The organism is Elizabethkingia sp. YR214, from assembly GCF_003058195.1.
GTDB lineage: Bacteria > Bacteroidota > Bacteroidia > Flavobacteriales > Weeksellaceae > Elizabethkingia.
In genome coordinates this window covers 71,691-96,431 of the sequence record NZ_QBUH01000009.1, presented here as the reverse complement: position 1 = coordinate 96,431, position 24,741 = coordinate 71,691, and the positions used below count along the sequence as shown (strand labels likewise).

The window sequence follows — 24,741 nt, the reverse complement described above, 5'->3', positions numbered from 1 at the left end:
TGATAAAGGGCCTTTTTATTACATCTTTTGTATATCTATTTTCATTTTACATCTTTCGATACCTTCTTTTGCTTTCTCAATGTATGAGTTTTCATAAAGCGATAGTGCATATTCTTTATACTTATCAATTGCTTTTTCATATTGCCGGGTATCTTCATAATAATATGCCCACTCCCTTGCAAGATTACTTTTATTGACGTCTTCAACAGATTCTGCTTTTGTCAGAATATCCCGAAGATCTTCGTAGCGTTTTGCTTCTGATAAAAGATAAGAATAGTTAAGATAAGAAGCTCCATATTCCGGAGTAAAATCTATAGCTAATTTATAATGCTTTTCAGCTTCCACAGCATCATTCTCTTTATTTTTTAAAAGCCAGCCTATATGGTTATGTGCTTTGCCATATTTAGGATCTTCCAGTAAAATATTATTGAGTACCGCCTTAGCTTCTTCGTTTAGATCCTGACTGATCAGGTCATCCGCACGGTCAAATTCTGAATCTAAATATTCGTTCATCTTTGAAATTCTTTATTTAAAGATAAATGAAATTACTGAATTTATCTAGCGATAACCAAAATTTTTCAGGTCTCTGTCATTTTTACGCCAGTCTTTTTTAACTTTTACAAAAAGATTAAGGTGAAGCTTCTTTCCAAAGAATTTTTCCAAATCCATTCTGGCTTCAGTCCCTACTTTCTTTATAGATTCTCCTTTATGTCCAATAAGAATTCCTTTTTGGGTATCTCTTTCTACATAGATAATACTGTCGATAAAAATCATTTCCCCTTTGTCTTTGAACAACTCTGTAACAACTTCTACAGAATACGGAATCTCTTTTTCGTAGTTAAGAAGGATTTTCTCACGAATAGTCTCGTTTACAAAGAATCTTTCAGACTTATCTGTAAACTGATCTTTATCGTAATAAGCAGGACTTTCTGGTAATAAAGATTTTAATTTAGGAAGAATATATTCCGTGTTATAAGCATTTAATGCAGATATTGGCAATATCTCAGCTTTCGGAATTCTTTCATGCCATAAGGCAACTGTTTCTTCAAGAACTTTCTGATCCGCCTTATCTACTTTATTGATAAGGATAAGTACCGGAACCGGTATTTTATTCAGCTTTTCAATAAGGAATTCTGAAGGTTGTGCTTTATCTGTAATATCTACGATGAAAAGGAAAACATCGGCATCCTGCAAACTTTCCTTCACAAACTCCATCATTTTTTCCTGTAATCCATACTTAGGATCTAGTACTCCCGGAGTATCAGAAAAAACAATCTGTACATCGTCTTCGTTATAAATACCAAAAATACGATGTCTGGTTGTCTGTGCTTTCTGGGTAACAATAGCCAACTTCTCTCCCATTAACTGGTTAAGAAGCGTAGACTTTCCTGCATTGGGTTTCCCCACTATATTAACAAAACCTGCTCTGTGCATTATTTAATTTAAAATTGAAATATTAAAAAAGATTTAAGTTTTTAAATCTTTTGCAAAGTTAACAATAAATAAAAGAATGACTAGTCAATAATTTTCAGGTATATCTTTTAAAATAATAAGAAAATAATCAAAAAACTAAGCAGGAATAATTAATAATTAAATATATTATATTCACTACTATTATTCATTAGCATATTTCACAAATTTGATCAAATCATTTTCTTTAGAAAGATCAATTTTATTGGTTTTGATATAATTTTCAACACCTGTCTTATTATCAAATAGATCGATAATATCTTTTACATTTTTTGAAATCTTAGAAAAATAGTTTCCTTTTTTAAGTAAGTACTGATTTTTAACTTTGCCATAAAAATCGTTCTGATCTGTTACAAATGGATTAGAACCTTTTTCACCTTTTATAATTTCTATAGACTCTTTTTTATATAAAGAATATTTAGCATTATCTACTAATACAACCAGATACCCAAAATAGTTTTTATCATTAATTTTATAATTAAGGCATTCGTATGATTTATTAAGAGATAAAAAATCAATTTTAATTTGAGGTTGCTTATTTACAAAATAAATATCATTATCATTTCTGAATTCCATTTCATCACTGTTTGCATTATATCTTAAATCAGGAATAGATTTATTATAATTAGGAATTTGAACTTTAATAAAATTAGTTCCATTGACGTAAGGTGATCCATCAATTGCTTTTTCATTTATAATATTCTTTTTCCCCATCATGAAGAACATTTCACCTTGTGCCGAAACAGACATATTATCACTTCCCGTTTGGGCAAAAATTAAGATTGAAAAAAAAGAGACAGGTAACAAAAATATTTTTTTCATAATAAATTAGATTTTAAGCTAATTTAATGAATTAACTCAAATTCTAATACTAAAAAAGATAATGTTTTATTATTGTTAATTGCCCCAATACAATAATAATAAAAGATTTCAGAATTAAAAATACACTTAGTAAGCCTTCCCTTTTAATCCAGATTTTATCTTTTAAAAACTACTGGAAGAATTTCGTTCACCAGCAAACCATATCGTTTCTGGTCTTCTACTGAAAACTTTTGAGAATATAAATTGATATCTACATCAAACCCGACTTTTTTAAGACGATCAAAATAATCCATCCCATACCAACGGACATGATCGTACTGACCAAAATGCTTCTGGCGCTCTTTAGGATCTGTTATGCTAAAATCTTCATAAGTATGCCCCAGACTGGTTCTCATAGGAACCTGCAAAATTCCCCATCCGCCTTTTCGCATTACACGGTATAATTCGGACATGGCTTTGGAATCTTCTACAATATGTTCTAATACATGATTGCAAATAACAATATCATAGGATTCATCTTCAAAAGGAAGATCCAGTACATCTGCCTTTACATCCACAATCGGAGAGAAAAGATCTGCAGAAGTATATTCCAGATTTTTTTGTTTTTTGAATTTTCTTAAAAACTCCTGCTCAGGAGCGATATGAAGTACTTTGTAATTTTTGGTAAAAAAATCAGTTTCACGTTCCAGATAAAGCCACATCTGGCGATGCCTTTCCAGTGAAAGTGTACCGGGAGAAAGTGCATTTTCCCGTTGTTTGCCATAACCATACGGAAGAAATTTACGATAAGATCTACCGTCTATAGGATCAGTAAATTTATCTCCTTTAAAAAAGGATATAATTAAAGGACGCGCCACAATGCTTAATCGAATAAGCATAGGGCGCGGTAATTTATTTAAAAGAAATTTTGCTACTTTCTTCATTTGTTAGAAATCCATCTGGAAAGCTTTTTCCTCATCGGATTTAATACCTAATGCATCGTAGATGTATTGGAATGTAGATAATAAAACCGGTTTTCCATTTACTACAGCTACATCGTGCTCAAAGTGTGCAGAAGGTTTATTATCCTGAGTTGTTACAGTCCAGCCATCAGAATGAAATTTTACTTTTTCCGTTCCCATATTAATCATAGGCTCAATAGCAATAACTAATCCGTCTTTAATTACTTTTCCGGAACCTTTTCTACCATAGTTAGGTACCTGTGGTTCTTCGTGCATTTGTCTTCCAACACCATGCCCTACTAACTCACGTACTACTCCGTAACCATGTTTTTCTGCATGTTCCTGAACTGCATAAGAGATATCTCCGATTCTCTTTCCACGGATACACTGAGCAATACCTTTATAAAGGCTTTCTTTAGTTACTTGCAAAAGCTTTTTAGTTTCAGGAGATACTTCTCCAACTTCAAAAGTATATGCATGATCTCCAACAAAGCCATTCATATACGTTCCACAATCTACAGAGATAATATCACCATCTCTCAATGGTTCATCTGTAGGGAAACCATGAACAACCTGCTCATTCGGAGACATACACAAAGAGTTTGGAAAGCCTCCGTATCCAAGAAATGCAGGTTCTGCACCATGATCTTTAATATACTCGAATGCAAGTTTATCTAAATGTTTAGTTGTTACGCCAGGTTTAATTTCCTTAGCCAACATACCTAAAGTTTTTGAAACCAACTGAGCGCTTTCACGCATTAATTTGATTTCGTCTATTGTTTTTAACTGAATCATTGTCCTATTAAAAAGATACAGAAAACAAGGCAAAAGAACCAAGTTCTATATCTGTGTTTTATTTAAAATTGTACCTAAAATATTTTTATTTTTTTTACTTTCCTGAAGCAATCTGTCTAATTCCGGACTAGATATTTCTAATTCTTTCAATATTCTTAACCAGTAATTACTTTCACGAGCTTCGCGCAAAGAAATCCTTACTTTATTTTTAAAATCTGCTCTTGATGAGCCTGCCTGGGCTTCCTCATAGTTAGCCCCTATTGAAGTCCCTGACTTACATAACTGAATTCTGATAACATTAAATTCAGGATACTTAGGTAAAGATCTTGTAAACTTTAAACAATCTACTCCAAAGTGAAAAATCCTTTTTAGTAAATCATTTTGTTTCATCTGTTTCTTTTACCCTGAATTTTGTTTCTTCAATATTGCCTACCAGAAAAGACCTTTTTTCTTTTCTTTTTTCAGCTTTGAATAAGCTAAAACTTCACCGCCTGCCACACGGAATTCAATTTTCTCTTTAATGATGTTGTAAATTTCGCCCCAGCCTGGGAATCCGCCAAGGTTTCTGTCATCAATAAATATATCAGCGTCTATTTTACGACTATGTGTCTCTGAATCAAAAACTTCACCTTCAAAACTGGAATTTACAGCATAAAATTCTAATCCGTTTTTCTTACAGAAATCAACAGCATCCTGTAGCGCTTGTCCACTTCTGTATGTCCATAAAATTAAACGATAACCTTCTGATTGTAATTTCAACAATGTTTCGAATGCAAAAATTTTAGCAGGTCCTACTCCTGGATATGCATCGTCTACAATTGTACCGTCGAAGTCTATCGCTAGTTTTTTATTTATCATCTGTATTAAAAATTTGAGTGCAAAGATACGAAAATATAGAACTTAATCCCGTCCCTTTATTAAACGAATTATCGCAAAATAAATAACGTAAATCCATCCCAATACACCATGGATAATTGCCCACAAAATAGATTTATTTCTATCCCATGATATTACTACCGCTATAATAGCTCCTAAACCCAGTCCGGAATTTGTCACAGTATCTCTGATATCAGAGTTACTATCTGCAGTACCAGACTGCGCCAATAATAAATTGGAAAAAATTAACAATAGTACAACTACCTGTATATTCTTTTTCATATCGGTTTATCTACACAATTTTTTTCAACATCCAGATATCGCATCCTGTATGCCCCGAATTTCCTAATGGAGCAGACAATTGCTCGAATCCTTGCTTTTCGTAAATATTGATTGCTTTACCAAAAGCCGGCAAGCTTTCAAGATAAATATGGGTATACCCGAATTTTTCTGCCTGCTCATAGCATTTCTCCATAAACAATCTTCCAATTCCAGTTCCTCTGGCTTCTCCGGAAATATAAAATTTCACTAATTCTACATGGTCTTCAGGTAATCCTTCTGTAGGATAAAGCCCACAACTTCCTACAACTTTATCTCCATCTTTAGCAACAAATAACACAGAACCACTAGCATCAAATACTTTAGACAAATGATCTGTTGTAGGATCTACATAAACAGTACCTTCCGTAGGTGCTCCGTATTCATCAAAAACACCGCGGATCATAGATGCCAAAGCATTATCATCCGCAGCTTGTATAGTTGTAATTATTATTTCTCTATTCATTTCTGAAATTAAGAAACAAGAATATCTCCAGTCATTTCTTCAGGGACATTTACGCCCATTACTTTAAGGATTGTAGGCGCTACATCTCCTAATTTACCATCTTTTACATTCCATGTATGATCTTTATCCATTACAATGAAAGGAACAAGGTTGGTTGAATGCTGTGTATTAGGAGATCCATCCGGATTTACCATTACATCGGAATTACCATGGTCTGCCAAAATAAATACTGCATATCCGTGGTTATAAGCCGTAGTAGCTACCTTCTCAATGCACTTATCTACCGTTTCAGCAGCCTGAACAGCAGCCTGAAAGACACCTGTATGCCCTACCATATCGGTATTAGCAAAATTCAGACAGATAAAATCTGCGCTTCCTTTTTCTAGTTCCGGAACAATAGCATTGGTAATATCATAAGCTGACATTTCCGGTTTGAAATCATAAGTAGGAACATCCTTAGGACTTGGACATAAAATTCTTCTCTCACCTTTGAATTCCTCTTCACGTCCTCCTGAAAAGAAGAATGTAACGTGTGGGTATTTTTCAGTTTCAGCGATACGAATCTGCGTTTTGTTGTTTTCTTCCAAAATCTGTCCCATGGTGTGAGTAATGATATTTTCATCATACACCACTTTTACATTATGGAAAGTTTTATCGTAGTTGGTTAAAGTCACATAGTATAAAGGAAGTTTATGCATTTCGTAGTCAGGGAAATTTTCCTGAGAAAGAGCCATTGTAATCTCACGGCCTCTATCTGTTCTGAAGTTGAAACAGAATACAACATCGTTAGCTTCTATTTTAGCAACCGGCATTCCATCCTGAGTACAGATAACTGGTTTCAGGAATTCGTCCGTTATATCTTCTTCATAAGATTTCTGAATAGCTCCTACCGGATTATTGGTTGCTAATCCAATACCATTTACCATAGCATCGTAAGCAACACGAACACGCTCCCAACGCTTATCGCGGTCCATTGCATAGTAACGGCCAACAATAGTTGCCAGTTTTCCAGTTTTAGCATCCATAAACTCAATAAGATTCTGAATAAATCCTTTTCCGGAATGTGGGTCGCAGTCGCGTCCATCTGTAAAAGCATGAACAAAAACATTTTCTAATCCGTAATCATCTGCAGCTTCCAAAAGCCCTTTCAGGTGATTAATATGTGAATGCACTCCTCCATCGGAAACTAATCCTATAAAGTGAATCTTCTTATGATTGTCTTTTGCATATTTAAAGGCAGCAAGGATTTCCGGTTCATTCCCCAGTGTTTTGTTTTCCACTGCCATATTTAGCTTTACAAGATTCTGAAAAATTACACGTCCGGCTCCAAGATTCATGTGCCCTACTTCAGAATTCCCCATTTGTCCCGCTGGTAAACCTACAGCCAAGCCACTAGCTTCTAGTTTGCTGTGAGGATATTTTTGCAGACATGAATCAATAAATGGTGTATTGGCCTGCGCAATGGCAGAAACTTTGGGATCCAAACCTAACCCCCAGCCATCCAGGATGGCTAATATTGCTTTTTTAGACATTTCAGAATTATATTTAACTTAACAAATATACGAAACAATGCACTAAATAGTAAGGAATTTCACAGGTTTTATGTGGTAAATACTCTGAAAAATTGTAACTTTTCTTACTTTTGTTTATTAGTATTATAAAATAAAATGGATTTAAGAGATCAGTTAAAAAATCTTTTTCCTGAACATGAGGAGCAGGATTTTGAAATGCCTGAAGAAAAGTTTGAGCAAAAAGGTGCCCTTGTCTGTAAGTTTGAGAAGAAAGGGCGCAATGGTAAACCTGTAACTTTAATTGAAGGCTTTGAAGGTGGTGATGCAGAACTGAAAGAAATTTCTAAAAAGATCAAAACTTCTCTTGGGATTGGTGGCTCCGAAAAAGACGGCGTTATTATTATCCAGGGAGACAACAGAGATAAGATTATGAAGCTTCTACAGGAAATGGGCTACAAAACCAAACGTGTAGGCGGATAACATTTTTAAGTACAAAATTAGAAGTACGAAATAAGAAAATATGAAGCGCAGAAGTAAGGGACTAGAAATACGAAAAGTATTTTTTTATCTCCAAAATTCTTTTTAACTTCAATTCCTTTTTAAAATTGGAAATTATGATGAACAAACTAGCAGCATCAGAGTTAGTGCTGAATGAGGACGGAAGTGTATACCACCTGAATCTTCTTCCTGAAGATATCGCTGAAAAAATCATACTGGTTGGAGATCCGGACAGGGTTCCTAAAGTATCTCAATATTTTGATAAAGTTGAAATCAAAAAAAATAAGCGTGAATTTTACACCCACACCGGAACGCTGAGAGGTGAAAGAATTACGGTAATGTCTACAGGTATCGGTACCGAGAATATAGATATTGTAATGAATGAACTGGATGCTCTGGTAAATATAGATCTAAAGGAAAAGGAATTTAAAAAAGAACACAGTTCTTTAGAATTATTCCGTCTGGGGACTTGTGGTAGCGTAAATCCTGATGTAGAAGTAGACAATATGTTGGTAACAGAGAATGTTGTAGGATTAGACGGTCTTCTTCATTTTTATCAGGATTATCAGTTTGAAAACGAGTTTTCTAAAAATTTTTTAGAGAAATTCCCTTATCAAAACATCAAGCCTCTACTTTATTTCTCTGATTGGGCTAAAGAAAGTGCACATTATTATCAGGACGCAAAATATATTGGTAATACAGCTACTTTCCCAGGATTCTATGCCCCTCAGGGAAGACAACTAAGACTGAAAGCTCTGGATGACCAATTCCTGGAAACACTTAATGATCTTGGTGTAACCAATTTTGAAATGGAAACATCTGCTATTTATGGATTATCAAAGCTATTAGGCCATAAGGCTATTACAGTTAACTGCGTTATTGCAAACAGACGCCGTGGAGAATTCTCAGCAGACCACCATGCATCTGAAAAGATGACAATTCAGTGGGTGTTAGACAGAATTATTAAGTAATATTTTATTTATACAACATTAATTATATGAAGCCTTTTACAAGAACCATTACAGGATTGGTATTTTTAATTATTTTCCTTACGCTCTATTTTCAGGGCAGTGATAATACTTTATATAGTTTTTTGGAAGGCTTATCAGTAGCCATAGGAATTATTTTTATGACGCGCGGTTTATATGAGTTGTATAAAGCTAAAAATGTAAAATAAAAAAATCCCCGATTTGGGGATTTTTTTTATTATCTTAGAGTCACACAAAACACTGAATATGAAAACTTTCATCAAAGCATTGCCTGTATTCCTTATATTCTTTTCTATTGGGAGATTTATAAAATATGATTTTACATTCGATAGTATTGTAATTGCAACAGCAACAATCGGAATTTTAGGAACTATATTTTTATTTTTTAATGAAAGAAAAGACTCAAAAACAGAATAAACAAATGAATACTCCAACAAAATTCAATCAGTCTTTTAAACTCTTTTTCGCCTTTATCATTCTCTATCTTGTTATAAGCATAGTACAATATCCTCATATTTTCGTCAATAGCTTTTTAAAAGGCTTTTAGCTGTTTGGTATAAAGTTTCTTTTCTTCGAATAAATATTCTGGAATTTTGCTCTCAACAAAATGGCCCTGATATTTTATTGATATCAGGACCAGGATTCTCTCAATACGAAAAATATATTCGTGAACTATCGTATTGCTCCTACTAAGTTACATAGTCAAATTGAAAATAACTAAAGAAACATAGTGATATATATTTCTGAAATATATCATAAGTAGTTTTTTTGTAATGCCTGTTTTTCAGGCTATCTTTAAGAAGGATTAATAAAAGGGCCCTTTATTATCTGTCAATTTATCGAAATTAAATTAAAGAAATAATTATGAAACAAAGAGTTCCCGTATCCCAAATTATGTCCAAAGAGCTCATCACTCTTAATCCGAAAGAGTCATTATATGAAGCTGAAAAGCTATTTAAAAAGAATAATATCAGACATATTCCTGTCGTTGAAAACCTAAAATTATTAGGTATGCTTAGTTATTCTGATTTATTAAAGATAAGTTATGCAGATGTCGATGATTCGGATGAAGCAGAAGGTACTTCTGTTTCTACAGTTGTGTACGATATGTTTAGTATTCCGCAGATTATGACCAAAGCTCCTTTGACAGTAAACACAGAGACTACAATTAAAGAAGTGGTTGAAATTTTAGCCCAGCAAAGCTTCCATTCAATTCCTGTGGTAGATCATGATGAAATAAAAGGAATTGTAACCACCACTGATATATTAAATTACTTATTAGAGCAGTACTAATACAACTGTAATAACTAAGAGGCTGTCCAAAATATAATATCGAGCCATGTCGAAATACCTTTAATCGTTCAGGACAGTCTCTTATTGTTCAATTATAATAGTTTCTTTTAATTATTCCTTACAAAGCAACTTTCTATATGATCATCCACAACCCCGGTCGCCTGTAAATGAGAATAAATTACTGTTGATCCTAAAAACTTGAATCCTCTTTTTTTCAAATCTTTACTTATAGCATCCGATAAAGGTGTTGTAGCAGGTGCTTCTGTATGATGTTTCCAGGTGTTTATAATTCTTTCACCATTAGTATAAGTCGAGATATAGTTATAGAAGCTTCCGAATTCTTTCTGAAGTTCCATAAATAGCTTTGCATTGCTTATTGCTGCTAGTACTTTGAGCCTGTTTCTTACAATTCCTGTATCCTGAAGCAATTCATCAATTTTTTTCTCATCATACTTGGCAATCTTCTTATAATCAAAATTATCAAATGCTTTTCTAAAGCTTTCTCTCTTACGGAGAATGGTAATCCAGCTCAATCCTGCCTGAAAACTCTCAAGTATTATAAACTCGAACATAGTAGCATCATCCGTTGCCAGTCTCCCCCATTCTTCATCATGATATTTCTGGTACAATTCATCAGTTCCGCACCATGCACATCTTGTTTTTTCCATATTAAATTTATTTACCCAAAAATAAACATTTAGTATATCATTAGGAAAGTTTTAACGTTCGCTAACATCCTTTCGGAATGCTTATTGAAAGTATAGTAAGCATTAACCCCAAAATTCACGAACAATGAATACTAATGAACAAAATGAGAATCTGGACAAAGCAAAACAATTTGTAAATGATGCCGAAAACAATCTGAAAGATTTCACAAAACAAACACAGGATACTATTGGCAATTTGTCAGATAAAGTAAAAAGCTACATTGATCAAAAAAAGAATGAAAATGAAGAACCAACGAAGGAAGGTTTCTTTGCCCATCTGAAGCAACAGGTATCCGACGCATGGGAAGACACCAAAGACGCAGCAGAAAATGCATGGGAAAGCACTAAAAACTTTGCAGATGATGCTTGGGACAAAACAAAGGATGCTGCTAATGACATCCAAGACAATATAAAAGGAAAATAGGCCCTAAACTGCCAATCATTTTTAATTATAATTTTACGGAGAAATGGCCTCAAGATCTTGAGGCCATTTTTTTTATGCTAAACGTTTTAATGATGCTATAAAGCTGTCAACTTCTGCTTCCGGTGTTGCCCATGAAGTTATGAGTCTTATTGCTGATTTTTCTTCGTCTATTTTCTTCCAGACATAAAAATCAAATTCTTCAGTAAGCTTTTCAATCCAGGAATTTGGAATAATCGGAAATAGCTGATTGCTATAGGAATCTGTAAGGAAACTACAATGATAAGCTTCAAATGCAGCTTTTATTTTCATTGCTTTCTGATTAGCGGATTTTGCAAGGTCAAAATAAAGATTATCTTTCATCAGTTCCATAAACTGAATACCAATTAGTCTTCCTTTGGCCAGTAATGCTCCTTTCTGCTTTACATGAAATCCAAAATCTTCCTTCAATTCCGGATTTACAATAACAATAGCTTCTCCTATCAATGCTCCGTTTTTGGTTCCGCCCAGATAAAATACATCTGCAAGACGTGCTATATCTTCCGGAGTTACATTAGCATTTTCTACAGTCAGTGCATGACCAAGACGAGCTCCATCTATAAATAAGTATAAATTATTCTCTTTACAAAATTCAGACAAAGCTTCCAGCTCTTCAAGAGTATAATGTGTTCCTAATTCTGTTGTATTCGAAATATACAACATCTTGGGCTTTACAACATGTGGCTGATTGGTTACCGTATCCAGAACTTCTCTACAAGCTTCCGGAGAAAGTTTCCCATCTTCGGACCGTGCTGCATGAACTTTGTGTCCCGTAGCCTCTATAGCTCCTGCTTCGTTGGTAAATATATGTCCGGACTCTGCAGAGATAACAGACTGATGTGGCCTTAGTATTGAAGAAATCATAAGAAGGTTTGCTTGTGTACCTCCGGAAACAAAGTAAATATCTGCTTCCGGGGTATTAAACCTTTCTTTGATCATATCTCTTGCTATGGCAGAATATTGATCGCCACCATAACCAACTTGTTGTTCTCTGTTTGTCTCAACCAATGCTTTCAGAATATTTGCATGACATCCTTCTGCATAATCATTTTTAAAACTAAATCTATTCATTATCATTTATACCGTTTCAGTAATATCTTTTACGTTACCTGTTCTCTTCAATACTCCCCAGCTCTGTAACTCTCCTTTCAGTGCTTTTCTCAGTGATTTAAATAATACAATAAGCATCAACCAACGGTAAATAATACGCTGTGGAATTAGCCATATAATCTTCATAAAGCTTGCTTTCTCCATAACAAGAGCAAAGCCTAAAGCCAGGGCATCAATAATAAGGAATAATAAGTAATAAATCCCTATTTTTTCAGCACTTCCTGTGAACAATCCTATCACCATCAGCAGATCTGCCAAAGGAGAAAAGAAAGGTATAATATATTTGAAGACTAACATATCTGGTAACGCTATCATTCCTAAGCCTTTAAACTTCGGATTAAAGAAAGCATCTTTATTCTTCCAGAAGGTTTGTAATACCCCAAATGTCCAACGGAAACGTTGTTTCATAAACTGTTTCAGTTTTTCCGGAGCTTCGGTATAGGCAATAGCTTCCGTTTCGTTACTTACGAAATATCCTTTACGTAAAATCTTTATGGTAAGATCACAGTCTTCAGCCAGCGTATCTGTACTGAATCCGCCAACTTCTTCAATTGCTTGTTTTTTAAACAATCCTATTGCTCCCGGAACTACAGTAATTGCATTGAAAGCTTCGAATGCTCTTCTGTCAAAATTCTGACTACCTATATATTCCGTAGATTGCCATTGAGTAATTAGATTGATCTCGTTTCCAACTTTTACATTACCAGCAACAGCACCAACATTTTTATCAGCATTACGGTACATGTTTTCCATCATCAGACGCACCGCATTAGGCATCAACTGGGTATCCGCATCTATACATACTACATAGTCCGATATCGAACAGGCTATACCATAGTTAAGTGCAGAAGCTTTGCCTCCGTTTGCTTTGCTCAATAAAGTGATATTGGCATGCCCATTAAAAGCTTCAAATGCTTTACTGTAGGTTTCATCTTTACTTCCGTCATCAATAAAGATAATATGGAAGTTAGGATAATCACATTTCAATAAATTTTTAAGCGATTTTACAATGTTTACTTCTTCATTGTATGCTGGCACAATAATATCGACCTGCGGAAACTCGGTTAATATAACTTTAACCTGATGTTTTTCCTTTTGATATGATCTGTAAGAATATACCATCAGCCATATGAAACGAAGTGCCCCCAACACCATAAAAACAATAAACATAGCAAAGAAAAGGTATCCCAAATAATATCCGCCTATGGCAATAGCACTTGTAACCTGGAAAATGTAATAACCCTTAGTTTTTGGTACTGGTGGCATTACCTGATCCTTCTTCATCCCAAGAAGATTGGCTACTGTTGTAAACTTATAGCCCTTTTTCTGAAAGTATTCTATTATTCTTGGCAAAGCTTGTATTGTAGCTTCTCTTGGACCACCGGCATCATGTAACAAAATAATATTACCATTCCCCTGACTTCTGATTACTCTATTGACAATAGTATCAGCATTGAAGCCTTTTATTTCGCCTGCCTGCCAGTCTTCCGGGTCTATACTTTCTCCTACAGTAAGATAATTTCGCTCTCTGCTATCTGCCACAGGAATTATTTCCTGTAATGTTTCGGGTTCACTATCTGCATTGAAAGGTGCCCGGAACAAAATTGTACTATGCCCGGTAATACTTTCTATCAGCAAACGGGTAGCATCCATTTCCATTTTACTCCGTTGTGGGCTTACTTCCGCCATATTCGGGTGAGTAAAAGTATGGTTACCTATTTCATGCCCTTCACGGTAAATGCGTTTTACCAAAGGTATATTCTGCTCTGCCTGAATACCCAATACAAAGAATGTTGCCGGAACCTTATATTTAGACAAGATATCCAAAATTTTCGGTGTATATTCGGGATCTGGCCCATCATCGAAAGTAAGAACCATTACCTTTTCATTATCTTTCGGCTTACCCCATTTTTTTACCACAAACATAGATGGCAGCTTTACATACTGCTCATCTGTGATCAGCATATGTTCTTTATCTACAACTGGTCTTATAAGTCCTGTATCCGGGCGGGAGGCCACATCCAAAATTTCTCCTTCTCCCATGTAATCTACATCAGAACTGCTGGCAACATGTTGAAGTTTGTTAAAGTCGAAATCCTGCATTCCTTTTTTGCTGACATCTCTTTTATAAAAACTCCACAATCTGTTATCTTCACTTCCTAATCTCCACAACGCTGTCCCTCCAAGTCCATACTCGGCAGCAAATCTTAGTGTATTGAAATTGGTTACAGCATCAGTAAATTCTACATGGTGTAAACTCCCCTGCTGATCTTTATAATCATAATGCAGGTTATAAGTGTCATTATCAAATACAACTTTTGAGTTTGTCTCCCGCGCTGTGGACAAAGCTTCCTGATAAGTAACGTCTGTTGCTGCTTTAGCTCCTGCTTTCCAATCGTAACCGTAGCCAGCCAGTCCTAATACTATTTTCTCGGAAGGAATATTTTTAGCCACCTGATCTACTGCAGCTTCTATCCATTTCTGGCTGGAAACCGGACCAGGCTTGGTATCATTGCTAAACTCGTCATAGGCCATCAGAAAAATATAGTCGTTGTAACGGTTAAGCTGGTCATAATTATAATCTTCATTGAACGGCATTACATCCTGAGTTACCAATAAACCTTCTTTATGAAATGCGTTATATAAATTTTTCTGAAAATTAATCAGTGGCTCATTCGTAGGTTCTGATAAATTCTCCAGGTCTATATTGATACCGCTAAAATCATTGACCTTTACATAATGCAAGAGATCTTTAATGAATTGATCCTGCTTTTTCTGATCAGTCAGAATAATATGAATTCCTCTCGGATCGAAATTACCTTTGTAATTATTTGAAAGCATCGGTAAAACTTTAACCTTAGATGCCTTTATAAGGTTGAAGCCTCGTTTGTCTATATCCAATTGCAGCTTTCCATCGGGATGGATAAAAAACCATTCCGGAATAATCATGTTTAGCTTGTTGATACTTCTTCTGAGGGAAAAATAAGATTGTGCATCCCACGCAACATAATAAGCAGCACGGATAGGTGCGGCCATATTATAATCTATAGTTGCCGCTTTTAGTTTAGAATTATGAACTTTTAGTCCCTTTTTCTGATGCTTTTTAATATATTCTCTAAATCCCTGATATTTACGAATACTTTTACTTTCATTCGCTGTGGTTTTACTCAGAAGTACATCCTGAGAGATTTTACCAGACGTATTCAGATTCGGAATGCTGGGTATGAAGGCTTTTCTAAAAGCGATAAACAATATAATCCCTGAAAGAATTAGTATAAACACGAGAATGCGGGAAGCCCATTTGAACCGTTTCCATCGTGTAGGACTGTTGGTCTGAAAAATTTGCATTTAATTAATAAGTAGTGTTACAAAGATACTTCACGAGCAATAAATATTATACCGTTTTTTATAATACACGGAAAATTATTACATAATTAACACTGCTTAAAAATAGATTAAAACAAAGTCTGTAGATGGCAAAATTGGTCTAATTATTTTTTTGGTTTAAATTTGGGGTATGAATTCTCTGACTAAAGAAAATTACTTGAAAGCCTTATTCCATTTAGCCAATAGCGAAAATGAAATATCGGTAAAAGACCTTAGCGATAATCTGGGGATACGTATGCCCAGTGTAAATAGTATGATGAAGAAATTTTCAACGGAAGGCTGGGTCATCTACGAAAGTTATAAACCGCTTATCCTTACTGAACAAGGAAGGCGAAAAGCTGCTTTAATTGTAAGAAAGCATCGTCTTACAGAAATGTTTCTGGTAGAAAAAATGGGATTTGGATGGGAAGAAGTACACGATATTGCAGAGGAAATAGAACATATCCAATCACCTGTTTTCTTTGATAAAATTGATGAAATTCTGAACTTTCCAAAAACAGATCCTCATGGCTCTCCTATTCCGGACAAGGAAGGAAATATCATTAAAAATAATTATTTCAAACTTAGTGAATGTAAAATTGGTGAGTCTGTAGAATTTGTAGGACTAACAGCTTCTTCGGATGATTTTTTACGATTCCTGAATAACAAAAAATTGCCTTTGGGCACCTCTATCACAATCTTAGAAAATGAGCCTTTTGATGGTAGTAAACGTGTAAAATACGACGATCAGGAAGAAAGCTTCAGTCAGGTTGTTCTCGAAAAAATACTAGTAAAAAAGCAGTGAAAAAATTTTAAATGAACCTTGTCAAGGTTTTTCTCAAAATAAAAAACTCCCTTTCGGGAGTTTTTTTATTTTATAACTTAAAGATTGGCTTATTTACCTCCTTTTAGTTCTTTAGCTTTATCTTGCTTACCTAAGCTGTTATAAACAGTCTTAAGAGTATCTACAACATCCGCTTCGTTAGGTGTTAGAGTATTTAGTTTCTCTAAGTATGGTAAAGCTTTTGAGAATCTTACTTTTCTTTCAGCAATGATTTTGTTAGCTTCATCAATTTTACCAGCTTTTCTTGCAACATTGTAAGCATCTACAATTTTAGCATCAGCTTTACCGTTTAAGTAAAGGTTGAATACTAATCCTTGTAATGCAGGTACATAGTTAGGGTCAATTTCTAAAGCTTTTTTAAATGAAGCTTCAGCATCTGTTACAGTTGCAGGATTGTTAGACTGAATAACACCAAGGTTAGACCAGTTTAATTTATCACCCGGGTTCTTAGCAACTGCTTCTTTAATTGTTTGTTCAAGCTTAGAGCTATCACCAGTTCTTGAATAAGCAGATAATTTAAGATCATTCATCTTAGCATTGTTCGGGAACTTAGCAAGACCTTTCTCAATAAGAGCTACAGCTTCGCTGTTCTTGTTATCATCCAACATTAAAGCAACTGCAGTTTCATATAATTCTTCTTCAACACTTTTAGATGTATCAGTTTTAAAATCTGCATAGTCAGGAGATTTTTTCACTAATTCGAAAGAAGACTTATCCAGGTTTTCTCTCTGGTTAGTTTTCTTGTTAAGTGCTGAATAAGTTGTTTTGATACCCGTATATCCAGAATTGATAAGATCTTGATAAAGAGCAATAGATTCTGATTTTTTGTTTCCTAAAGCATAGCTGATTGCTGCATAATATTTGTAAATATCATCAGGCTGACCTGCTGCTTTAAGTAAATCGTTTACCTGAAGAAATTTTTCAGCTGCAACCGGATAGTTTTTAGCATCATATTCTTTCTGAGCTTCTCCACTTACTTTTTGTAATAAAGGGTTTACAGCTGCACCAACGTTTCCTGCTAATGAAGGAGAATAAGTTTCTTCTTTCAACTGTAGTCCAGCTCCGTCTTTATCAGCTTCTGCTTTACCTACGAAATAAACTTTATTTTTATTGTTGTCTTTACCTGCAAATATTTTATTCGTCTTAAGATCAGAAATTTTAGCTAAAACTGCTGCACCTTCAGATGTTTTGCCAGACTTTATTAAAGCTATACCTTTTGCATAGTAGTATTGCTCTTGTACAGAAGGCTCTAACAAATACATTTTTCCCTGTAAGGCACTATCTGCAGCCGAAATCTGAGATAAAGCTTCTGAAGCATTACCTCCGTCTGCTGCTTTTACAGCGTTCTGAATTTCTTTTTTCTGTGCAAAAGCCAGTGAAACTGATACTAATGCTGCACTCAAAAGGATTTTTTTCATATTTCTATTATTAAACTTTTATTCTTCAATATTTTCTGTCCCGTCTTCCTTAAATAATTCTCCGGTAGCGATATCATCCGAAGCATTTGGGATCACAGTGTTCTCATCACCTTCTTCCAATTCTTCTTCGTCCTCTACAGATTTATCTACTTCGATTTTAGCAATCGCAGCAATTGCATCATTACCTTTAAGGTTGATCAGACGAACACCCTGAGTATTTCTACCCATTACACGCATTTCTTCAACGCTCATTCTAATAGCAACCCCAGATTTGTTAATAATCATAAGGTCATGTTCATTAGTAACGTTATTTATTGCAATTAATTGTCCTGTCTTATCAGTAATATTTAATGTAATAACACCTTTACCACCTCTGTTAGTGATTCTGTAGTCTTCTACAGCTGTACGCTTACCATATCCGTTTTCAGAAACAACCAATACAGTTTCGTTTTCTTTATCACTAATCGCGATCATTCCGATTACTTCATCGTTGTCTTCCATAGTAATACCTTTCACACCGATAGAAGTACGACCTACTGATCTTACTTTCTCTTCAGGGAAACGGATACACTTACCATTCTTAGTAGCAATCATAATTTCGGAAGTTCCGTCTGTTAATCTTGCTCCCAGTAATTGGTCGTCTTCACGGATTTCAATTGCATTAATACCATTTACACGAGGTCTGGAATATGCTTCCAATGAGGTTTTTTTGATGGTTCCGTTTTTGGTAATCATCACAACGCTCATCTTCTCTACATACTCAGTATTTTTAAGATCATCCGTTCTTAGATAAGCTTTAATCTTATCATCCGGTTCTATATTGATAAGGTTCTGAATTGCCCTTCCCTTAGCCGTTTTAGATCCTTCCGGAATTTCGAATACTCTTAACCAGTAACATTTACCTTTTTCAGTAAAGAATAACATATACTGGTGGTTTGTAGCAGCTACAATATATTCAAGGAAGTCAGCATCTCTAGTCGTTGCACCACGATTACCAACACCTCCTCTGGACTGAACTTTATATTCGTTTACCGGCGTTCTCTTAATATAACCAGCGTGAGAAATAGTAAGAACAACCTGCTCATTCGGGATGAAATCTTCAATATTCATTTCTCCACCAGCATAGTCGATCTCAGTTCTTCTTTCGTCACCGTATTTATCTCTGATTTCGATTAATTCACTTTTAATGATCTCATATTGTAAATCCGGAGTTGCAAGAATATCTTCCAAACGCTTGATTAAGTTCATAATCTCTTCATATTCTTCACGGATCTTATCCAGCTCCATTCCGGTTAGTCTCGCCAACCTTAGATCAAGTATCGCTTGTGCTTGAATATCAGAAAGTTCGAACTCTTCAATTAAACCTGTTTTTGCTTCCTGAGGGTTTGCAGAATGACGGATGATTGAAATAGCTTTATCTAAAGCATCCTGAGTTCCGATAACCTTCATGAAACCTTCAAGGATATGCGCTCTTTCTTTTGCTTTCTTCAGTTCGTATTCCGTTCTGCGGATAATTACCTCGTGACGGTGCTCTACGAAATGATGAATAATCTCCTTCAGGTTCAGCTGTTGCGGGCGGCCTGCCACCAATGCAATATTATTAACGCTGAAAGAAGTCTGAAGCGATGTATATTTATAAAGAAGGTTTAGTACAACATTTGGGATAGCATCCATTTTCAGTTCGTATACAATACGAAGACCTTTTCTGTCGGATTCATCACGAATCTCATAGATACCCGGAATTTTGTCTTCTTTTACCAGTTCCGCAGTTCTGGCAATCATCTCAGCTTTGTTTACCTGGTAAGGAATTTCGGATACAATAATTGCATCACGGTTACCGATTTGTTCAAAGCTTACTTTAGCACGAAGAACGATTCTTCCTCTTCCTGTATGGAAAGCATCTCTTACACCATCATAACCATAGATAATACCTCCGGTTGGGAAGTCTGGTGCAATAATATACTGCATCAGATCATCTATCGTTATCTCTTTATCATCAATATAAGCGCAGATTGCATTTATAGATTCTGTAAGGTTGTGTGGCGCCATATTGGTAGCCATACCTACTGCAATACCGGAAGTACCGTTTACTAGAAGAGCTGGCACTCTTGTAGGAAGCACTTTTGGTTCCTGTAAAGAGTCATCAAAGTTATTCTGAAAATCAACTGTTTCCTTATCCAGATCAGAAAGTATCTCATCTGAAATCTTTTTAAGTCTTGCTTCAGTATAACGCATTGCTGCAGGCGGGTCACCATCCATGGAACCGTAGTTACCCTGCCCGTCTACCAATGGATAGCGTAGAGACCATGGCTGCGCCATACGCACCATAGCATCGTAAACCGAGCTATCACCATGCGGGTGGTACTTACCTAATACATCTCCAACAATTCTGGCAGACTTTAAGTATTTTCTGTTAGAAAAAACGCCTAAACCGTACATACCGTAAAGTACTCTTCTGTGTACAGGTTTCAGACCATCTCTTACGTCCGGTAACGCTCTGGACACGATAACCGACATCGAATAATCGATGTAAGAGGATTTCATTTCATCAACAATGTTGATAGGAATTAGCTTTTCTCCTTCTGTATTCATTCTTTATATTTAAAATAAATCGGGAAAATCATACAAAAAACTGATTTTCACACTCCTGAAGTTCAGGATTTAAACAACGGGCTAATTTACGTTTTTTTTACCTAATATTGCCCCTGAAATGAAGCATATTTAATTTTAAAAATCATAAAATTTCTTAAAAATGAGTGTTCTTAGCGTTACCTTTCATGTTGAAAGTACAGTACAGCCGCAATGGTATGATTTTCTGGAGAAGGAATTTCCGGCATTAGTAGAAAATCTGTATGATGTAGAAAAGTTTATTTTCTCAGAAGTGGACAGCGATTATATCCAGGAAGGTAAAAATTATAATCTATTACTAATCTTCAATGATCATGAAATCAGAAGCGGATTCCTGTTGAATGAAATGCAGAATTTAAGCGAAATTATTCACAAAAAATTCTCTCAGGAACAAGTAATGATCTTCATTACGGAGCTGAATCCGATTACCAAAAGATTATAAATAACAAAAGAGCCGGAGAAAATTATAATCTCCGGCTCTTTTCAATTTATTCAAAATTTAATTTTATCTATTCTTTGAAATATTTTTCAATAAAAATCTATCAATAGAAAACCTTCCGCTTCCTTCTATAAACAGTGCAACGGAAATTCCTATCACTAATAAATCGAACTGACACCCCTCTCCTTTTTGTGTCCCGAACCAGTTCATAAAAAAACCGTTTTGCAGATGAGAAGTTATCATTATTCCAAGCATTAATCCAGTAAATGCAGCTGCCCAAAAGCGTGTTGCAAAACCAATAAGAAAGCATAGAGAACCCAAAAACTCGATCAGGATAACAAGCAGCGCAACAATCCAGGGAAGTTCCATTTTTTCTGTAAAAAGATGCAATGTATTGGTAAATCCCATTCCGCCAAACAATCCAAAAGTTTTTTGCAAGCCATGCGGAATAAAAACCACACCCAAACTAAATCTTAAAATAAAACCAGTTAAAGAATCTGATGTTTTAAATAATTTTTCTTTCATTTTTTTAAATATATTTTCATTCGAATAATTAACTACTCTAAGCCTAATTAAATATACTAGCAGCCAGGAAAACACCATAATTTTGCTTACTCTGCTTTTCCGGACCGTACGCATCCCAGTTTGCCCCAAATCCAAAACGGATATCTTTGTAACTAAGACCTAATCTTAGCATAAGGTAACTTCTTGCATGTTCTCCGGAATTTGGATTTTGTGCATAAAGTCCCTGTACTCTGGAATATATTTTCCAATTCTCATTAATTTCCGGCTTATATTCTGCCATTACAAAACCTTCTGCATTACTATTCTTTGACAAATCAATCCGTGGTCCTATACTCAGTAAAAGAGATTTATAATTGAGTGTATACATTAAAGCCGAAGTAGGCCGCAATCCTGTGGTTGGCGTATAATGCATACCACCAAATAGCCGCAATCCTTTTACTATTTCAAAAGTGATATTTGCCTGACTCATGGCATCCTTTGAATTTGTTTCATTCCATTTTGAGGAAATATTTGTAACACTGAAAAATCCTAACCAGGGAACTAACCGGAAAGATTTATTGATAATCATCTGAGATGCTATTCCAACGTCTCCGGTAAGAACTTCTATTGTTACAGGTGGATTCAGAATTTTTTCGCTCCTTTCTTCCTGAGCAAAGGACATAAAACAGGATAAGAAAAAAAACCCGATAGTATTTCGTTTTAACGTTTCCATTTCTGGCTAATTATTATCCTGCAAAGTTCTGCTACTGAACATTGCATAACCAAAACAGAAAAATCAATTAATAGGACAAATCAATCATTTGTCTATATTCAGTAGGACTTTGTACTGCATGTTTTTTAAAAAAACGGGAAAAATAAGAAGCATCTTCGAATCCTAATGTAAAAGCTACTTCTGCAACAGAATATTGTGACATAGACAATAGAGCTTTTGCTTCCATTAGTAAAGCTTCATTAATAAGATCAGATGCAGTTTTACCTATAGTGCTTTTCACACATTTATTCAGATGATTAGGGGATACATTGAGTAATTTAGCATACTCCTGTGCAGTATGGATATCTTGAATATGACTTGTGATAAGCTTCCTGAAACGTAGCGTAAGCGTTTCCTTTGGAGAAAATACAGGCAGTGGTTTGCTTTGTATAAAATGGTGAAGCTCACTTATCAGTGTAGAAAAGTATGCCCGAATCAGATTAACATTATTATCTTCTTCATATAACTGAAAAATCTGCCCTAATATCCATTTCACTCTGTATTTGTGATCATTGTCCAATTGAACAGCCGGGCTACTCGTCAGTTCAGTGTAATGAAAAATTTCTTTCAGTTGCTTTGCAACAATTCCGCTTTCTACAATAAACTCATCTGAGAAATGACAGTAAAATCCCTGAACATCTTGAGTATTACGAATAATTGTTCTTATCTTATATACCGGCAAAAACATAAACATACCTTCGCCAATAATATAAGAATCCGAACACACCATTTTCTCCAACTCTCCTTTACTTACAAATACAAAATCATTAACTGTTTTTCGGTGTGGCAGAGACGGCATTCTGGCATGACTACTCAGTACAGAAAGAGGTTCTATAAAAAATTTATTAAATATTTTTCCGGTTCCAACTCTTTCTACATCAAGAATAGATTTGAATTTATCAGGTTCATATTGAGGGATACGCTGCATTCTCAGGTATAAATTATACGATGAACTAAACTACAAATTTATTTTATAGCATACCATCCAATATACTCTTAAATACAAAAATTCCCCAGCCATAAACGGATAAGGAATCTGAAAATATTTTAAAACTTTATAGTTAATGTTTTATACAACACTAAGAAAAGCCATTGTATCTACATTATCTGCATAAACATCCAGTCCTGGTTTCTGAGCTTCACCGAAAGAAACTGATGCTAATCCCAATGTGTCTTTAGCAACTACACATTGTATTTCTTCCTGATGTTCACTAATAAAAGCTTTTACATCATCAAGGCTTTTATACCTGCTAAAATTAATTACCGAAAGCGGACTAAACAAATCTTCACCCTCACGAAGCATTACAAAATTATTATCCCAGAAAGCTTCCTGGTTTAATAAATATACAGCTCTGTTATAATCATAATTATTGGCATATTTATTATGGTTAATAACATCTTTAAAATTCAAGAAATTTTCAAAAAGGCGCTCTAATTTAAAGTCTTCAGGAATAAAGAGCCTTGTAACGTTACGACATCCTAACCCGAAATAACGGAAAATATCTTCCGCTAATAACTGCAACTCTTCATCGGTTTCATCTCCATTTAAAACAGCTACTGATGTACGGTTCTTACGAATAATATTTTGATAATCTTTGAAATAAAACTCCAGATACCTTGCCGTATTATTACTTCCTGTAGCAATTACAGCATCAAAATTTTCAAGTCTTTCTACAAATTCATACTCAACTCCATCTTCTGTAGAATCATTCCATATTTTCATCAGAAACGGAATTAATAATCTATCTTTGGAAGAAAGTTTTATCACCGGAATATGTCCGGATAATACAACACACATTACATCGTGAAATCCTACCAATGGCAGGTTACCAGCTAAGATAAGCCCTACTCTTTTTGAAGTATCTGAAAATGGGTATTTATCTGTCCAACTGCTGATTGCAGTCTCATTAAGAACTTCTGCTAAACTTTCCAAAGCATATCTCAAACTATCCTGAGTAAACCATGGATTTTCTATTTCTGATCTTAACAACAATCCCTGAAATTCCTCTTCCAGAGGTGTATAATTGTTATTATTTTTTTTTAAGAACTTTTTCAAAAAACTTCCTAAACCTCCTAACCCCCGAATTTTAGCTTCCTTATTCATAATCTGGTGAAAAATTTTTATCTTTGTGCAAATTTAACAAAAATTAAAGAGCAATGGCCATTAAAATAACGGATGAATGTATTAACTGTGGAGCTTGTGAGCCTGAATGCCCTAACACTGCGATATATGAAGGAGCTGTAGACTGGAAAGCCGCTGACGGAACCAACCTAAAAGGAACCGTAACGATGACATCAGGTCTGACTATAGATGCTAATGCCCCACAAGAACCTGTTAGTGATGATGTATACTTCATTGTAACAGATAAATGTACTGAATGTAAAGGTTTCCATGAAGAGCCTCAATGTGCTGCTGTATGTCCTGTAGACTGCTGTGTACCAGATGAAGATCATGTAGAAACTGAAGAAGAGCTGCTTGAGAAAAAAGCTTTTTTACACGGAGAATAAAAATAC

Annotated in this window: 28 protein-coding genes; 9 read left to right on the top strand and 19 right to left on the bottom strand. The window is 34.9% G+C overall.

What is annotated here, in order from left to right; translation table 11 throughout:
- Positions 1–18: 18 nt before the first annotated feature.
- The 10 genes from C8J95_RS16165 to gpmI form a co-directional block, all read right to left on the bottom strand.
- The gene (locus tag C8J95_RS16165; protein WP_107809760.1) at positions 19–513 is read right to left on the bottom strand and encodes a hypothetical protein; all 495 of its coding nucleotides are present in this window, start codon (positions 511–513) and stop codon (positions 19–21) included.
- 45 nt (positions 514–558) lie between these two features.
- Positions 559–1,434 carry a GTPase Era gene (era, locus tag C8J95_RS16160; protein ID WP_059322521.1) on the bottom strand — a complete coding sequence of 292 codons (876 nt, stop codon included), beginning with the start codon at positions 1,432–1,434 and terminating at the stop codon, positions 559–561.
- Positions 1,435–1,614: 180 nt separating this feature from the next.
- On the bottom strand, positions 1,615–2,292 hold the full coding sequence (locus tag C8J95_RS16155) for a hypothetical protein (protein WP_146165466.1): 678 nt from the start codon (positions 2,290–2,292) through the stop codon (positions 1,615–1,617).
- A gap of 155 nt (positions 2,293–2,447) precedes the next feature.
- On the bottom strand, positions 2,448–3,215 hold the full coding sequence (locus C8J95_RS16150) for a class I SAM-dependent methyltransferase (RefSeq protein WP_107809758.1): 768 nt from the start codon (positions 3,213–3,215) through the stop codon (positions 2,448–2,450).
- A gap of 3 nt (positions 3,216–3,218) precedes the next feature.
- Entirely contained in the window at positions 3,219–4,028 is an 810-nt protein-coding gene (gene map, locus C8J95_RS16145) for a type I methionyl aminopeptidase (protein WP_034867721.1), read from the bottom strand.
- Between the two features lie 45 nt (positions 4,029–4,073).
- Positions 4,074–4,418: a four helix bundle protein gene (locus tag C8J95_RS16140; RefSeq protein ID WP_107809757.1), complete on the bottom strand. Its 345-nt coding sequence runs from the start codon at positions 4,416–4,418 to the stop codon at positions 4,074–4,076.
- Positions 4,419–4,457: 39 nt separating this feature from the next.
- Positions 4,458–4,886 carry a BT0820 family HAD-type phosphatase gene (locus C8J95_RS16135; protein WP_107809756.1) on the bottom strand — a complete coding sequence of 143 codons (429 nt, stop codon included), beginning with the start codon at positions 4,884–4,886 and terminating at the stop codon, positions 4,458–4,460.
- A 42-nt stretch (positions 4,887–4,928) separates the two neighbouring features.
- Positions 4,929–5,186 carry a hypothetical protein gene (locus tag C8J95_RS16130; RefSeq protein WP_107809755.1) on the bottom strand — a complete coding sequence of 86 codons (258 nt, stop codon included), beginning with the start codon at positions 5,184–5,186 and terminating at the stop codon, positions 4,929–4,931.
- A 10-nt stretch (positions 5,187–5,196) separates the two neighbouring features.
- A complete protein-coding gene (locus C8J95_RS16125) occupies positions 5,197–5,688 on the bottom strand; it encodes a GNAT family N-acetyltransferase (RefSeq protein WP_107809754.1) in 492 nt (163 codons plus the stop codon).
- Positions 5,689–5,696: 8 nt separating this feature from the next.
- Entirely contained in the window at positions 5,697–7,220 is a 1,524-nt protein-coding gene (gpmI, locus tag C8J95_RS16120) for a 2,3-bisphosphoglycerate-independent phosphoglycerate mutase (RefSeq protein WP_107809753.1), read from the bottom strand.
- Between the two features lie 135 nt (positions 7,221–7,355).
- On the opposite strand from gpmI, the gene C8J95_RS16115 reads away from it, so the two are divergent.
- The 5 genes from C8J95_RS16115 to C8J95_RS16100 all read left to right on the top strand — a co-directional run bounded on the left by C8J95_RS16115 (position 7,356) and on the right by C8J95_RS16100 (position 9,979).
- Positions 7,356–7,679, top strand: a complete 324-nt coding sequence (locus tag C8J95_RS16115) for a translation initiation factor (RefSeq protein ID WP_009088237.1) — start codon at positions 7,356–7,358, stop codon at positions 7,677–7,679.
- Positions 7,680–7,813: 134 nt separating this feature from the next.
- Positions 7,814–8,668: a nucleoside phosphorylase gene (locus tag C8J95_RS16110; RefSeq protein ID WP_059322529.1), complete on the top strand. Its 855-nt coding sequence runs from the start codon at positions 7,814–7,816 to the stop codon at positions 8,666–8,668.
- A 26-nt stretch (positions 8,669–8,694) separates the two neighbouring features.
- Positions 8,695–8,874, top strand: coding sequence for a hypothetical protein (locus C8J95_RS16105; RefSeq protein ID WP_107809752.1), 180 nt, complete (start codon positions 8,695–8,697; stop codon positions 8,872–8,874).
- A gap of 58 nt (positions 8,875–8,932) precedes the next feature.
- Entirely contained in the window at positions 8,933–9,103 is a 171-nt protein-coding gene (locus C8J95_RS18725) for a hypothetical protein (protein WP_158267958.1), read from the top strand.
- 447 nt (positions 9,104–9,550) lie between these two features.
- The gene (locus tag C8J95_RS16100) at positions 9,551–9,979 is read left to right on the top strand and encodes a CBS domain-containing protein (RefSeq protein ID WP_107809751.1); all 429 of its coding nucleotides are present in this window, start codon (positions 9,551–9,553) and stop codon (positions 9,977–9,979) included.
- Positions 9,980–10,086: 107 nt separating this feature from the next.
- On the opposite strand, the gene C8J95_RS16095 is transcribed toward C8J95_RS16100, so the two are convergent.
- The gene (locus tag C8J95_RS16095; RefSeq protein ID WP_107809750.1) at positions 10,087–10,647 is read right to left on the bottom strand and encodes a DNA-3-methyladenine glycosylase I; all 561 of its coding nucleotides are present in this window, start codon (positions 10,645–10,647) and stop codon (positions 10,087–10,089) included.
- A gap of 124 nt (positions 10,648–10,771) precedes the next feature.
- On the opposite strand from C8J95_RS16095, the gene C8J95_RS16090 reads away from it, so the two are divergent.
- The gene (locus tag C8J95_RS16090; protein ID WP_107809749.1) at positions 10,772–11,110 is read left to right on the top strand and encodes a hypothetical protein; all 339 of its coding nucleotides are present in this window, start codon (positions 10,772–10,774) and stop codon (positions 11,108–11,110) included.
- A gap of 72 nt (positions 11,111–11,182) precedes the next feature.
- On the opposite strand, the gene C8J95_RS16085 is transcribed toward C8J95_RS16090, so the two are convergent.
- Together C8J95_RS16085 and C8J95_RS16080 are read right to left on the bottom strand one after the other, a co-directional pair.
- Positions 11,183–12,217, bottom strand: a complete 1,035-nt coding sequence (locus tag C8J95_RS16085) for a low specificity L-threonine aldolase (RefSeq protein ID WP_107809801.1) — start codon at positions 12,215–12,217, stop codon at positions 11,183–11,185.
- A 6-nt stretch (positions 12,218–12,223) separates the two neighbouring features.
- On the bottom strand, positions 12,224–15,604 hold the full coding sequence (locus C8J95_RS16080; RefSeq protein ID WP_107809748.1) for a polysaccharide deacetylase family protein: 3,381 nt from the start codon (positions 15,602–15,604) through the stop codon (positions 12,224–12,226).
- A 169-nt stretch (positions 15,605–15,773) separates the two neighbouring features.
- Between C8J95_RS16080 and C8J95_RS16075 the strand changes: the two genes are divergently transcribed.
- The gene (locus C8J95_RS16075) at positions 15,774–16,427 is read left to right on the top strand and encodes a metal-dependent transcriptional regulator (protein WP_107809747.1); all 654 of its coding nucleotides are present in this window, start codon (positions 15,774–15,776) and stop codon (positions 16,425–16,427) included.
- An 89-nt stretch (positions 16,428–16,516) separates the two neighbouring features.
- Here the strand turns inward: C8J95_RS16075 and C8J95_RS16070 are convergent, their stop codons facing one another.
- Both C8J95_RS16070 and gyrA read right to left on the bottom strand, forming a co-directional pair.
- Positions 16,517–17,884, bottom strand: a complete 1,368-nt coding sequence (locus C8J95_RS16070) for a hypothetical protein (RefSeq protein ID WP_107809746.1) — start codon at positions 17,882–17,884, stop codon at positions 16,517–16,519.
- 18 nt (positions 17,885–17,902) lie between these two features.
- Positions 17,903–20,476, bottom strand: a complete 2,574-nt coding sequence (gene gyrA, locus C8J95_RS16065) for a DNA gyrase subunit A (protein WP_107809745.1) — start codon at positions 20,474–20,476, stop codon at positions 17,903–17,905.
- Positions 20,477–20,636: 160 nt separating this feature from the next.
- Between gyrA and C8J95_RS16060 the strand changes: the two genes are divergently transcribed.
- Positions 20,637–20,954: a DUF4286 family protein gene (locus C8J95_RS16060; RefSeq protein WP_059322535.1), complete on the top strand. Its 318-nt coding sequence runs from the start codon at positions 20,637–20,639 to the stop codon at positions 20,952–20,954.
- A gap of 63 nt (positions 20,955–21,017) precedes the next feature.
- On the opposite strand, the gene C8J95_RS16055 is transcribed toward C8J95_RS16060, so the two are convergent.
- From C8J95_RS16055 to C8J95_RS16040, 4 genes are all read right to left on the bottom strand, one after another.
- Positions 21,018–21,476, bottom strand: a complete 459-nt coding sequence (locus C8J95_RS16055) for a DoxX family protein (RefSeq protein WP_107809744.1) — start codon at positions 21,474–21,476, stop codon at positions 21,018–21,020.
- A gap of 43 nt (positions 21,477–21,519) precedes the next feature.
- Positions 21,520–22,188, bottom strand: a complete 669-nt coding sequence (locus C8J95_RS16050) for a hypothetical protein (protein ID WP_255412845.1) — start codon at positions 22,186–22,188, stop codon at positions 21,520–21,522.
- Between the two features lie 67 nt (positions 22,189–22,255).
- Positions 22,256–23,155, bottom strand: a complete 900-nt coding sequence (locus C8J95_RS16045) for an AraC family transcriptional regulator (protein WP_107809742.1) — start codon at positions 23,153–23,155, stop codon at positions 22,256–22,258.
- A gap of 141 nt (positions 23,156–23,296) precedes the next feature.
- Positions 23,297–24,331, bottom strand: coding sequence for an acyl-CoA reductase (locus tag C8J95_RS16040; protein WP_107809741.1), 1,035 nt, complete (start codon positions 24,329–24,331; stop codon positions 23,297–23,299).
- Positions 24,332–24,384: 53 nt separating this feature from the next.
- Between C8J95_RS16040 and C8J95_RS16035 the strand changes: the two genes are divergently transcribed.
- Entirely contained in the window at positions 24,385–24,735 is a 351-nt protein-coding gene (locus C8J95_RS16035; RefSeq protein WP_009088212.1) for a 4Fe-4S dicluster domain-containing protein, read from the top strand.
- The last annotated feature ends 6 nt before the right edge of the window (positions 24,736–24,741 follow it).